Annotated in this window: 13 protein-coding genes and 1 pseudogene; 11 read left to right on the top strand and 3 right to left on the bottom strand. The window is 67.2% G+C overall.

What is annotated here, in order from left to right:
* Positions 1–272: pseudogene (locus AC2VOG_RS10815) on the top strand (hypothetical protein); the annotation flags it as partial.
* A gap of 196 nt (positions 273–468) precedes the next feature.
* Here AC2VOG_RS10815 and AC2VOG_RS10810 read toward each other — a convergent pair.
* Entirely contained in the window at positions 469–1,416 is a 948-nt protein-coding gene (locus tag AC2VOG_RS10810; RefSeq protein ID WP_486939891.1) for an alpha/beta hydrolase, read from the bottom strand.
* 71 nt (positions 1,417–1,487) lie between these two features.
* On the bottom strand, positions 1,488–3,053 hold the full coding sequence (locus AC2VOG_RS10805; protein WP_486939890.1) for a PE-PPE domain-containing protein: 1,566 nt from the start codon (positions 3,051–3,053) through the stop codon (positions 1,488–1,490).
* Between the two features lie 153 nt (positions 3,054–3,206).
* Between AC2VOG_RS10805 and AC2VOG_RS10800 the strand changes: the two genes are divergently transcribed.
* The 9 genes from AC2VOG_RS10800 (at position 3,207) to AC2VOG_RS10760 (ending at position 12,113) form a co-directional block, all read left to right on the top strand.
* Entirely contained in the window at positions 3,207–3,845 is a 639-nt protein-coding gene (locus tag AC2VOG_RS10800; RefSeq protein ID WP_486939889.1) for a TetR/AcrR family transcriptional regulator, read from the top strand.
* A 237-nt stretch (positions 3,846–4,082) separates the two neighbouring features.
* Positions 4,083–4,517 (top strand): hypothetical protein, encoded by a 435-nt coding sequence (locus tag AC2VOG_RS10795; protein ID WP_486939888.1) that lies wholly within the window; start codon positions 4,083–4,085, stop codon positions 4,515–4,517.
* Between the two features lie 204 nt (positions 4,518–4,721).
* Positions 4,722–6,116 carry a glutamate-1-semialdehyde 2,1-aminomutase gene (gene hemL / locus AC2VOG_RS10790; protein WP_486939893.1) on the top strand — a complete coding sequence of 465 codons (1,395 nt, stop codon included), beginning with the start codon at positions 4,722–4,724 and terminating at the stop codon, positions 6,114–6,116.
* Positions 6,116–6,724: a histidine phosphatase family protein gene (locus AC2VOG_RS10785; RefSeq protein WP_486939887.1), complete on the top strand. Its 609-nt coding sequence runs from the start codon at positions 6,116–6,118 to the stop codon at positions 6,722–6,724. Before hemL ends, AC2VOG_RS10785 begins: the two co-directional genes overlap by 1 nt.
* Positions 6,724–7,305 carry a TlpA disulfide reductase family protein gene (locus AC2VOG_RS10780; protein WP_486939886.1) on the top strand — a complete coding sequence of 194 codons (582 nt, stop codon included), beginning with the start codon at positions 6,724–6,726 and terminating at the stop codon, positions 7,303–7,305. Before AC2VOG_RS10785 ends, AC2VOG_RS10780 begins: the two co-directional genes overlap by 1 nt.
* Positions 7,302–8,063, top strand: a complete 762-nt coding sequence (locus AC2VOG_RS10775) for a cytochrome c biogenesis CcdA family protein (RefSeq protein WP_486939885.1) — start codon at positions 7,302–7,304, stop codon at positions 8,061–8,063. Before AC2VOG_RS10780 ends, AC2VOG_RS10775 begins: the two co-directional genes overlap by 4 nt.
* Before the next feature lie 47 nt (positions 8,064–8,110).
* Entirely contained in the window at positions 8,111–9,637 is a 1,527-nt protein-coding gene (gene resB / locus AC2VOG_RS10770) for a cytochrome c biogenesis protein ResB (RefSeq protein ID WP_486939892.1), read from the top strand.
* Between the two features lie 77 nt (positions 9,638–9,714).
* Entirely contained in the window at positions 9,715–10,731 is a 1,017-nt protein-coding gene (ccsB, locus tag AC2VOG_RS10765; RefSeq protein WP_486939884.1) for a c-type cytochrome biogenesis protein CcsB, read from the top strand.
* A gap of 98 nt (positions 10,732–10,829) precedes the next feature.
* Positions 10,830–12,113: a MinD/ParA family ATP-binding protein gene (locus tag AC2VOG_RS10760; protein WP_486939883.1), complete on the top strand. Its 1,284-nt coding sequence runs from the start codon at positions 10,830–10,832 to the stop codon at positions 12,111–12,113.
* A gap of 29 nt (positions 12,114–12,142) precedes the next feature.
* Here the strand turns inward: AC2VOG_RS10760 and AC2VOG_RS10755 are convergent, their stop codons facing one another.
* Entirely contained in the window at positions 12,143–12,304 is a 162-nt protein-coding gene (locus AC2VOG_RS10755) for a hypothetical protein (protein WP_486939882.1), read from the bottom strand.
* Between the two features lie 47 nt (positions 12,305–12,351).
* On the opposite strand from AC2VOG_RS10755, the gene AC2VOG_RS10750 reads away from it, so the two are divergent.
* A partial coding sequence (locus tag AC2VOG_RS10750; protein WP_486939881.1) for a DUF4229 domain-containing protein occupies positions 12,352–12,596 on the top strand: 245 nt, incomplete at its 3' end.

The raw sequence follows: 12,596 nt of genomic DNA, 5'->3' as shown, positions 1-12,596 counted from the left end.
TCGTCGGTGGCGTGGCGTTGATGCTGGGCCTTGCCACGCGGCTGGTAGCGCTGGTACTCGCCGGGGATATGGTCGGCGCGCTGCTCACCGACATCGGCCCGGACCTGGCACGGAAGTATCCGGATCTGTGGCATTTTCTGAGCAATTTGTTCTATTCCCCGGAGTGGCTGTTGGTGGGGCTGCTGCTGTGGCTGCTGTGTGTCGGCGCCGGCAAGGCCAGCGTGGACGCGCTGATCGATCGACGTGCGGGGGCGCTGAGCCCTGGGGCGTGACTGCGCGGCTGTAGTTGCTTACCGCCTCCGGATTTTCCGGGCTCGCAGCGGAATCGCACTGGGGTGTGCGCCATGATTTTTTTGCGCACCGAGATCGACGTTTTGGCGGCAAAGTTCGAGTAGCAGGCCGCCAAAACGTCGTTCTCGACGCGGGGAAGGCAACTTCCGGCCCCCGACCAACTTACGAGCCGGACCGCTAAGCCGACCCGTCGACGCCGGTCGGTAGGACGCGGTCGATGAAGCGGACGACTTCGGCTACCGCGTGTGCGGCTTCCGGCACCACGGCGGCCGCGGCTTGGAAAACGTGCACCTGTTGATTCCATACCTGCAGCTCGCATTGCACCCCGTGAGCCGTAAGCCGCTCGGCCATCAAGACTGCGTCGGGGTAGAGAAATTCGGTCGAACTCGCTTGGATCAGCGTCGGCGGTAACCCGGTCAGGTCGCAGTGCGCGGGAGAGATGAGGCCCACTTCCTGGTTACACCTGGTCGCCAAGGCCAACAGGGGCTCGGGCGCGCAGCGGGGGAATACCGCACAGGTTCCGGCGGTAGGTGCCGCGCACTTCATTGTGTGATCCCACTCGGTGAGCGGAGACATCGAGACAAGTGCCCCTGGCATCGGCAAGCCTGCGTCGCGGATCCCCAGCGCCGTCATAAAAGCCAGGTAGCCGCCGGCGGAGTCGCCCATCACGATCAGCTGGGCGGGGTCGACGCCGAGCCCCAGGATGTGCCGGCAACCGTCGAGGCAGTCGTCGATCGCGGCAGCGATCGAGTGGCGCGGCAGTTTTCGATAGTTGACGTGCAATACCGGCGCGGCGAGCAGCTGGGCGAACCGGCCCACCATTTGCCGGTGCAGATGCCGCCCACCGACGTGGAACCCGCCGCCGTGCAAGTAGAGCACGAACCGTCCGGACGTGACCCTTGGCGGACAGGCCAGTTCGGCGCGGCAATGCGGCAGCATGACTGGCTGGTAGGTCACGCCACTGACCGTTTTGAGCAGCCGGCCAGCGTGATCGAACATGCCAACCGGCCACGGTAGCCGCCACGTCGGCGCCCAGACCCGCAGCGCAACCTTGACCGTCGACCGCAACACCAGCGCGAGGGCACGGGACTGGATACTTCCGCCGGGAAAATCTGTGCGCACCACCTCGTGTGCTTGACGTGCGTTGTCCCCCGGCCCGGGACTCGCGGATCGGAGCTCTGTTCGTAGCGTGGCCATCACAGACCTGGGATCAGATCTGCGAGGTTGACCAGGGTGCCGCCCAGCGACTCCGCGATGGGTGCGATCGCCCCGTAGGTGAACGCGAACGGGACCAGCCCCGCGACGGCCCCGATCACCTCATCGAACCCGGCTATGGGGTTGCCCGACGCGATCTCGCTGACGACGGCATTCGCGATGGCCGCGGGCAGGCTGGTCAGCAGCGAGTTGGCGGTGTCTGCCAACGGCAGCAACGTCGCATAGTCGGCCGAGAGCGTAGCGCTGAGATCGTTGAGGATGCCGGTCGGCGAGGACAGCGTCGTCGGATCCGCAATCGGATAGTTGGCGAAGCTGCCGAGCAGGTCGCGTCCCAGGCCCAGCAGCTCGGAGGGATCGCCAAGTAGCTGCGATGGAGAAGTGGCGTCGGTGGCACCGATCGTGTTCGCTGCGTCGACCAGCGTCTGCAAAGCTGCGAATGCTGCCGGTTGGTTGGCGGACGGGTCGTGCAGATCGCTGAGAAAGCTGGTGAGTCCTTGCTGGGCGCCGTTGCTCAGCGCGGTGAACAGCTCGGTTGGGTCGATGTTCGTCGGCAAGAATCCGACCGGGTCGGCCACATCGGCCGGTCCCTGGTTCCAGCCCTCGGTGAGGCTGCCGTAACCGAGGTCCACCAGGATCCGGGTGTCCGGTTCCAGTAGGTCATACAGGGGTTTGAGGCCTACCCACAGCAGCGGCTCCAGCAGCGGCAAGTACTGGTCTGGGATCATGTAGTAGTTGGTCAAAGTGTCGGCCGCCGACGTGGGCAATTGAATTGCGTCGGCGATCTGCTCGGGGGTGAGATCGGCGTACGTCAGGTGCTGGGTGACGATGCCCAGCAGCGCGTTGAGGGTGGACAGCTCGTCGACCGGATAACGCGGGAAGTCGGAGAACCCGTCGTACTCGAGGGTGTAGACGTCGGTGGGGTACAGATCGCTGGGCTGGTCGCCGTTGAACGTGATCCCCAAGGCCGGGACCGATGGGTCCGCGCCGGTGGGGATGTCGAAGATCGACAGCGACCCGCCGTTGGGCGCGCTCTCATCACCGGTCAGCACGAAGTGCACGTCATCGCTGGGCACGCCCTGGCTGGCGAGCTGTGACATCAGCTCCGCCGAGATCACTGAGCTTTGCGAGTAGCCGAACACCACGACCGGGTTGGCGGCATCGGCCTGTCCGCTGTCCACCAGGTGCAGGATGTCGGTGTCCACGATCTGCTGCCCCTGAGCCTCCGAGGTTTCAAACGGCAGGCTCTTGACGCCGGTGATCGGGTAGAGCGCCTCGGGCGTGTCCACGGGTTGCACGGTGCCGGTGAAGCCGCGCGGCGCCAAATACAGCTGCTCGACATTGTCGATGTAGCCCTGCGGAGGGATCGGGACGCCGCTGGGGCCGACGATCAGCGCGGTGCCGTCCCCCAGCGAGGAATCCGCGCCGTCCACGCTGGCGAGTCGTATCGCGCCGACGTGTAGTTCGCGCGTCGCCGCCGGCATCGGCGGGACAGTGATCAGGCCGGCGCCCAACACCGCGACACCCACCAACGTGTGCAAACGAAGCATCCGAACCCCCTCCACGGTCGCGAGCGGCCTGTCGCTGCGCGCGCAAGTGTGACAAAGGCTACAAGAAACGAGAAGAATTTCCAGACTTTGTCGAAATGACGCTGATGCGCCTCACGCTGGCAAGGTATTCGGGCATCGCTTAAAGTCGCGCAGGTGACGACGCGCCGGCACCGCTCCAGCGCAGCGGCCCGGCGTCACGCACTGCTGCAGGCAACCGTCGAGGTGGCCGCCAACAAAGGTGTCGCCGGGGTGACCCACCGCGCCGTCACCGAGCGGGCGGGCGTGCCGCTGGCCACCGCGAGCTACTTCTTCGACTCGATTGACGCGCTGGTCGAGGAGGCCCTGCGTGCCCGCGCCCAGGCCGACGCCCGTGAACAGATCGCGCTGGCCGACGGGCTGGAAAATGCGCACGCCACCTCCGATGAGGTCGCGAGGGCGTTTGCCGCCGACACCGCACGGCGACTCCCCGAGACACTTGCGCTCTTTGAGATATTGCTGACCTCCGCGCGCAATCCGTCGTTTCGGGATTCGGTGGCCGAAGCGTTGGTGGCCAGCAGACGTGCAGCCGCCGCGGTTGCGCGGGTGGCGGGCTCTCCCGAGCCCGACGGCGTCGCGCCGTCCCTTGTCGCGCTCGCCCACGGTCTCATGTTGCATGAGCTGGCCGTTCCGGGCTTGTTGCCACCGGATTCCATGTACACGGCATTCCGCGCGCTGTTTCTGGGCTTCCTGCTCGACAACGGGCACGTCGAACTCGCCCTGCGACTGCGGCACCAGCCAAATCCGGACGAATAACCCGCAGTTGCGCCGGAAGCGGCGGCCTGGAATAGCTACGAGGCCGCCCTGGATGGTGATCCGGCAGCGCTGGAGACGGCTGTTGAAGCCGGCGCACAGGCGGCGGGCGATGCCGGGATGAGCCTCAGCGACGTTTTCACGTCGTTGTTCTGACGCCACGAATGCGACTGGGCGAAGTCTGACCCAACTACGGCGACGTCGGCGCCGAATCCCCTTCACGAGCATGAGGAGGATCCCATGACCTATCCCGCCGTCGACGAGTTGCCCGAAGCGGCCGCTTCCACGCTGCTCGGGGTCTGCGCCCAGTTGTCGCGGTCGCGGCACCCGGGTCTGGCGCGATGGGCCAGTTCGGTGTCTGACGCGCTGCTGGTCCGCCTGGTGGCGGTGACCACCGGCGTCCACGTCGACGGCGCCAGCAGCGAACCTTGCGCGCTGAAGACCCTTGCCGCCGCGGAGCTGGAAGGTCTGCACGCGGTGCTGCTGGCCGGCGCCGAAGCCAGCGACGACGAATCGGTCGTCAAGTGGTGCACCCGGATGAAGGGTCTGATCCTTGCCGATTTCTGCCGCCGCGAATTGGAGCAGGCGGCGATGGACGCCAAAGCGGATGCGATCCTCGGTGAGGAACGGCGGCTTGCCTGCCTGGCGCGCCACGACGGTCCGTTCTTCGGTTGATGGCGCGCGCGATCACATTCCGCGACGTGCTCCGGCCCGATCGTGATGGGACGGGTGTGGCGGGCGGCTGAACAACTACACCCTGTAGTCGACACGCTCCCCGCGGCTGGGACACTGGAGGATGTGCACGGACAAGATCGCGAGGCTCCTCGTCAGGCTGCGACACGGCCCGCTTCGGCGCAGCGCTTAGCGGCGTCTTCGAAGCTGTTCGAGGCCGCCAGCGCGGTCATTCCCGGCGGGGTGAACTCGCCGGTGCGGGCGTTCACGGCGGTCGGTGGGACACCGCGCTTCATCACCGAGGCCAACGGCTACTGGCTCACCGACGCCGACGGCAACCGCTACGTCGACCTGGTCTGTTCGTGGGGGCCGATGATCCTCGGCCACGCGCACCCGTCGGTGGTCGAGGCCGTCACCAAGGCAGCCGCCAACGGGCTGTCCTTCGGGGCTCCGACGCCTGCCGAAAGCGACCTGGCCGCCGAGATCATCGACCGGGTGGCGCCGGTGGAGCTGATCCGGTTGGTCAACTCGGGCACCGAGGCCACCATGAGCGCGGTCCGACTGGCCCGCGGCTTCACCGGCCGCGCCAAGATCGTCAAGTTCGCCGGCTGCTACCACGGCCATGTCGACGCGCTGCTCGCCGAAGCCGGCTCCGGAGTCGCGACGCTTGGCTTGTCTGACGACCCGCTGCGCCCGGCTTCGCCGCGCTTGCGATCGTCACGGGGCCTGTCTGACGACCCGCTGCGCCCGGCTTCGCCGCGCTTGCGATCGTCACGGGGCCTGCCGTCCTCGCCCGGGGTCACCGGCGCGACCGCTGCTGACACGATCGTGCTGCCCTACAACGACATTGACGCGGTTCGGCACGCCTTCGAGGAGTTCGGCGACCAGATCGCGGCGGTGATCACCGAGGCCAGTCCAGGAAACATGGGTGTGGTCCCGCCCGCACCGGGTTACAACGCCGGTTTGCGTGAGATCACCGCCGAGTACGGCGCGTTGCTGATCGTCGACGAGGTGATGACCGGCTTTCGGGTCAGCCGAAGCGGTTGGTATGGAATCGATACGGTCGACGCCGACTTGTTCACCTTCGGCAAGGTGATGAGCGGTGGCCTGCCCGCCGCGGCGTTCGGCGGGCGCGCCGAGGTGATGAACCGACTGGCACCGCTGGGTCCGGTGTATCAGGCCGGCACGCTGTCGGGCAACCCGGTTGCCGTCGCCGCCGGCCTGGCCACCTTGCGGGCGGCCGACGACGCGGTGTATGCCGCGCTCGATGCCAACGCCGATCGGCTGGCCGGCCTGCTATCGCTGGCCTTGACCGAAGCCGGTGTGCAACATCAGATTCCGCGGGCAGGCAACATGCTCAGCGTGTTCTTCGCCGACGCGCCGGTCACCGACTTCGCCACGGCGCGCGGCAGCGAGACATGGCGCTTTGCGCCGTTTTTCCATGCGCTGCTCGACGCCGGTGTCTATCCGCCCTGCAGCCCCTTCGAAGCCTGGTTCGTTTCGGCGGCGCTCGACGATGCCGCGTTCGCCCGAATCGCCGACGCCCTGCCCCACGCGGCGCGCAGCGCCGCAGAAGCCACCGCCGAGGAGACCGCATCCTGATGGCCGAACACACCCGCGTCCACCTCATCCGCCACGGCGAGGTGCACAATCCTGACGGCGTGCTCTATGGGCGGCTACCCGGATTCCGGCTGTCCGACAAGGGAAATCGACAGGCTCAGGCGGCGGCCGATGCGCTGGCCGACCGTGACATCGTCGCCGTCATCGCCTCGCCGTTGCAGCGCGCGCAGGAGACCGCCGCGCCGATCGCCGCCCGCCACAACCTCACCGTCGACACCGACCCCGATCTGATCGAATCGGCGAACTTCTTCGAGGGCAAGCGGGTGGGTCCCGGCGACGGCGCGTGGCGCGACCCGCGGTTCTGGTGGCAACTGCGCAACCCGTTCACCCCGTCGTGGGGCGAGCCGTACCAGCAGATCGCCGCGCGTATGACGACCGCGATCGACAAAGCCCGGGCGCGGGCCGCGGGCCGCGAAGTCGTGTGCGTCAGCCACCAGCTTCCGGTGTGGACGGGCCGCTTGGCGGTCACCGGCAGGCGACTCTGGCACGACCCGCGCCGCCGCGAATGCGCGGTCGGGTCGGTGACATCGCTGGTCTACGACGACGATCGGCTGGTCGACGTGCTGTACAGCGAGCCGGCACTGCGGTGATGAAATGGGCGTTGATCGCCGGCGCAGTGGCCGCGCTGCTGGTCGGCTGCTCCACCGGTGACGACGCCGTCGCGCAGGGCGGAACCTTCGAATTCGTCTCTCCGGGTGGCAAAACCGACATCTTCTACAATCCGCCCGACCGCCGGGGAAAGCCCGGGCCGATCTCCGGACCAGACTTGACGGACCCGGCCCACACCGTGTCCGTCGACGATTTCATCGGCCAGGTCGTGGTCATCAACGTCTGGGGTCAGTGGTGCGGGCCGTGCCGCGCCGAAGTCCCGGCGCTGCAAAAGGTCTACGACGCCACCCGCGCCGACGGCGTCGCGATGCTGGGGATCGACGTCCGCGACAACAACCTCGAAGCCGCTCAGGACTTCGTGAAAGACCGCAAGGTGACCTACCCGTCGATCTACGACCCGGCGATGCGGACGATAATCGCATTCGGCGGCAAGTACCCGACGTCGGTCATTCCCGCTACGGCGGTGCTGGACCGTCAACACCGGGTCGCCGCGGTGTTCCTGCGTGAACTGCTCGCCGAGGATCTGCAACCGGTGGTGCAACGGATCGCGGCGGAGAAATGAGTCTCACCGAAACCGCCACCGCCGGACCGCTTCTGCTCGCGCTGACGGTGTCGGTGCTGGCCGGAATGGTGTCGTTCGCCTCGCCCTGTGTGGTTCCGCTGGTGCCGGGTTATCTGTCGTATCTGGCCGCGGTGGTCGGTGTCGACGAGGCGGAGAACGCTCCGCCGCACGCGCGGTGGCGGGTGGCCGGGTCGGCGGCGTTGTTCGTCGCCGGGTTCACCGTGGTGTTTCTACTCGGCACGGTCGCTGTCTTGGGCATGACCACCACGCTGATCGCCAATCAGGTTGTGCTGCAACGGGTTGGCGGCCTAATTACCATCGTGATGGGCCTGGTGTTCGTGGGCTATGTTCCGGCGCTGCAACGTCAGTTCCGGTTCGCGCCGCGACAGTTGTCCACGCTGGCCGGCGCGCCACTGCTGGGCGCGGTGTTCGCACTGGGCTGGACACCGTGCCTGGGTCCGACGCTGGCCGGCGTGGTCACCGTCGCGTCGGCGACCGATGGCGCCAGCGTGGCCCGCGGCGTCGTGCTGGTGATCGCCTATTGCCTGGGCCTGGGAATCCCGTTCGTGTTGCTGGCTTTCGGCTCGGCCTCGGCAGTGGCGGGGCTCGGCTGGTTGCGCCGACACACCAGGGCGCTGCAGATATTTGGCGGCGTGCTGTTGATCGCGGTGGGCATCGCCCTGGTCAGCGGCGGTTGGAATGAGTTCATCTCCTGGCTACGCGACGGGCTCGTCTCGGATGTGAGGCTGCCGATTTGAACCGGGTGATCGCCTACGCCCGCAACACCTGGCGGGCCTTGACGTCGATGGGCACCGCGCTGGTGCTGCTGTTTCTGCTGGCGCTGGGCGCGATGCCCGGCGCGCTGCTGCCACAGCGCAGCCTCAACGCCGGCAAGGTCGACGACTACCTGGCCGCCCATCCGAAGCTCGGTCCGCTGCTGGACAAGCTGCAGGCATTCAACGTCTTTGGCAGCTTCTGGTTCACCGCGATCTACACCCTGCTGTTCATCTCGCTGCTGGGCTGCCTGACACCGCGGATGATCGAGCATGCCCGCAGCATGCGGGCGGCCCCCGTGCCCGCACCCCGGAATCTGACCCGGCTGCCCAAACATGCCGTCGCCGTCATCGCCGGTGAGGCCGACGACGTGGCGACCACGATGACGCAACGATTGCGGGGTTGGCGCACCGTCGTCCGCCGCGGCGATGACATCGAAATCTCGGCCGAGAAAGGCTATTTGCGCGAATTCGGCAACTTGGTCTTCCATTTCTCGCTGCTGGGTCTGCTCGTCGCTGTCGCCGCCGGCAAGCTGTTCGGCTACGAAGGCAATGTCGTCGTCATCGCCGACGGCGGACCGGGGTTCTGCTCGGCATCGCCGGCGGCGTTCGACTCGTTCCGGGCCGGCAACACCGTCGACGGTACCTCTTTGCATCCAATCTGCTTGCGCGTCAACGACTTCAAAGCCAAGTACCTACCGTCCGGGCAGGCTACGTCGTTCGCCGCCGACATCGACTATCAGTCGGGCCGTGACCTCAGCGGCGGACGCTGGTGGCCCTACCGGCTCGAGGTCAACCACCCGCTGCGGGTCGGTGGCGACCGGGTCTACCTGCAGGGCCACGGCTATGCGCCGACATTCAGCGTCGTCTTCCCCGACGGTCAGGTCCGCACCTCGACCGTGCAGTGGCGACCCGACAACCCACGGACGCTGCTGTCCTCCGGCGTCGCCCGCATCGACCCGCCTGCCGGTACTTATCCCAACGCCGCCGAGCGCCGTCAACATCAGATCGCGATCACCGGATTGCTGGCACCGACCGAGCAACTCGAAGGCACGCTGCTCTCGTCGAGTTTTCCGGCGCTCATCGCCCCGGCGGTCGCCGTCGACATCTACTCCGGCGACACCGGCCTGGACAGCGGCCGGCCGCAATCGCTGTACAACCTCGATCCACGCCTCGTCGACCAGCACCGCATCACCCGGGTCAAGCGGGTCAACCTGCGCGCCGGTCAGCAGGTGCGCATCGACCAGGGCCCCGCGGCGGGCACGGTGGTGCGCTTCGACGGTGCGGTGCCGTTCGTCAACCTGCAGGTTTCCCACGACCCAGGCCAGGTCTGGGTGCTGGTGTCGGCGATGGCGATGATGGCCGGGCTCGTGGTGTCTTTGCTGGTGCGCCGGCGAAGGGTCTGGGTTCGGCTGCAGACGACGACGCCGGGTACGGTGAATGTCCAGGTAGGCGGTTTGGCGCGAACCGACAACGCCGGTTGGGGTGACGAATTCGAGCGGCTTGTCGAGCGCCTGCAGGACGGGCTGGCAGCGCCGACGACGATGACCCCGGCGTAGCCGGGGTGGAGGAGTGGCGCTGATGAGTACGCCGACGACGATGACGCCGGCGTAGCCGGAATGGAGGAATGGCGCCCATGAATACGACCCATATCCACCTCGGACTGGCACGTAACTCCGACTGGGCGTTCACCTCTGCGGTGGTCATCATGGTTGTCGCGCTGCTGCTGCTGGCGGTCGAACTCGCCTACACCCGCAGCCGTCACACCGACGGTGAACTTGTCGGAGTGGGCGGGGATACAGCCCGACTTCTCCCCGGGCCTGGCGGCCCGCATCGTCGTCGGGCGGACAGCGCCACCCCCGGCGTGGTGACCGCGCCCCCGCGCCGCCCGGTCGACGAACGATTCGGGCGGGCCGGTCTGTTCCTGGTCTACGCCGGGATCGGGTTGTTGTTCGGCTGCATCGTGCTGCGCGGTATGGCCACCCAGCGGGTGCCGTGGGGCAACATGTACGAGTTCATCAACCTGACCTGCTTCTGCGGTCTGGTCGCCGGTGCGATCGTGCTGCGCCGCCCGCAGTACCGCCCGCTGTGGGTCTTCCTGCTGCTGCCGGTGCTGATCTTGCTGACGGTCTCCGGACGCTGGCTCTACACCAACGCCGCCCCCGTGATGCCCGCCCTGCAGTCGTACTGGCTGCCGATTCACGTCTCGGTGGTCAGCCTCGGTTCGGGAGTGTTCATGGTCGCCGGGGTGGCCAGCATCCTATTCTTGCTGCGCACCTCCGGGCTGGGCGAGCCGGCCGCTCGGGGCAAGTTCGCCCAGCTCGTGCAGCGTCTGCCCGATGCCCGCACGCTGGATCGCATCGCCTATCGGACCACGATCTTCGGGTTCCCGGTCTTCGGCTTCGGAGTGATTTTCGGGGCGATCTGGGCCGAGGAGGCCTGGGGCCGGTACTGGGGCTGGGATCCCAAAGAAACTGTGGCATTCATCGCATGGGTGGTCTACGCCGCGTACTTGCACGCCCGGTCGACGGCGGGCTGGCGGGACCGCAAAGCGGCCTGGATCAACGTGATCGGCTTCGTGGCGATGGTGTTCAACCTGTTCTTCGTCAACCTGGTCACCGTCGGCCTGCACTCCTACGCCGGGGTCGGATAAGCGCAGTTCAGCGGCTTCTAAGGGCGCTGAGCTATGTTCGAGCAATAGCATTGTTCGATAACCAGCGACCCGAGTGTTGCAACGAGGGGATATTTCACGTGTCTGACCATCCGACGCACGATGCGAACGCAGACCGCGGAGACCATCCGACTACCGAGCTGCCGCCGCACGCGACACCGCCACCAGCCGCCGAGCCGGCGACCCGGGCGTTCGCCGGGTTCCGCACCGAGCGCCGGTTCGCCGAGGGCGCGACCCAGCACGCGCCGGTTCCGGAAACCCGCGTCGAGCCGCGCGCCTGGGCCGAGACGCCGTACCAGGGCATGCCCCGGGTCGTGGAATCTCCGAATGCCCCGCGCCGGGTCTACGGCAATTACGGTGGCCCGCCCGCCGGGTCATCCGGCCACGGGGCAGCCTCGGGGCCGAACCTCGCGCCGACGCGGTACCCGGAGCTGTCCACCAGCACTCTGCTGCGCCAGGTCAAGCCGGCGCCCACCGAGGGCTGGCGCCGTTTGCTCTACAAGCTGTCCGGGCAACTCATCAACGTCGGCGAGAGCCCACGGACGATGCGCTACAACGAGCTCACGGTCCAGGTGAACAGGCCGCTGCGGGGCTGCTACCGGATCGCGATGCTGTCGCTGAAGGGCGGTGTCGGCAAGACCACCATCACCGCCACGCTGGGCGCGACGTTCGCCTCGATCCGCGGCGACCGGGTGATCGCCGTCGACGCCAACCCCGATCGGGGCACGCTGAACCAGAAAGTGCCGCTGGAAACCCCAGCCACCGTACGTCACCTGCTGCGCGACGCCGAGGGTATCGAGCGCTACAGCGACGTCCGCAGTTACACCTCGCAGGGCCGCAGCAGGCTCGAAGTGCTGGCATCGGACAGCGATCCGGCAATGTCGGAGGCGTTCAGCGCCGACGACTACACCAAGACCTTGGAGATCCTCGAACGGTTCTACGGGCTGGTGCTCACCGACTGTGGCACCGGGCTTTTGCACTCGGCGATGACGGCGGTGTTGGAGAAGGCCGACGCGCTGGTTGTGGTCAGCTCGGGCTCGATCGACGGGGCCCGCAGCGCCTCGGCCACATTGGACTGGCTCGACGCGCACGGACACGAAGAACTGGTCAGCAACTCGATCGCGGTGATCAACGCGGTACGGCCGCGGTCAGGCAAGGTCGACATGCAGAAAGTGGTGGACCACTTCTCCAGGCGCTGTCGCGCAGTGCGTCTGGTGCCGTTCGACCCGCATCTGGAAGAAGGCGCCGAGATCGACCTGGACTTGCTGAAGCGGGACACCCGCGAAGCGCTCATCGAGCTGGCGGCCGTGGTGGCCGACGGCTTTCCGAGCGATCAGCGCCGATCCAACGAGCACTTCATTTAGCTTCAGCTTGGGCACACCGAGCCCGGACGTCAACGCGGGTTGCTGTCACCGTGGCCCAGGCGCCACAAGAAATCCGGATCGTCATCGGGTCCGATGACGCGGCTCTTCGGGCGGTTGAGCTGAGCGCGAGCCGCGCGCACGCCGAGATAGACCAACGATCCGATAACGAGGACCAGGAGCAGGTAGAGCACTGAACACCTCCTTGGTCTGAATATACGCGGCGACTTAGGCTCGCAGTGTGTCAAACGGAGAGAGCTCGACCGGCCGCGCGATCGTCGGCGTGCTGCTGTATGTCATTGCACGGCTGGCTCTGGTGGCCGCACTCACCGCGGTGATCTTCGGCATCGGCCGCGCGCTCGGGGTGCGCGAGTTTCCGGTCGTCGTCGCGCTGCTGTTCGGGTTGGTCATTGCCATGCCGCTGGGCATGTGGCTGTTCGCCCCGCTGCGCCGACGGGCCACCGCCGGCCTCGAAGAAGCCACTGC

The sequence above is a fragment of the Mycobacterium sp. TH-M11 genome, from assembly GCF_057473725.1.
The sequence above is the reverse complement of the archived record's forward strand: the minus strand, read 5'-3'. Positions and strand labels throughout refer to the sequence as shown.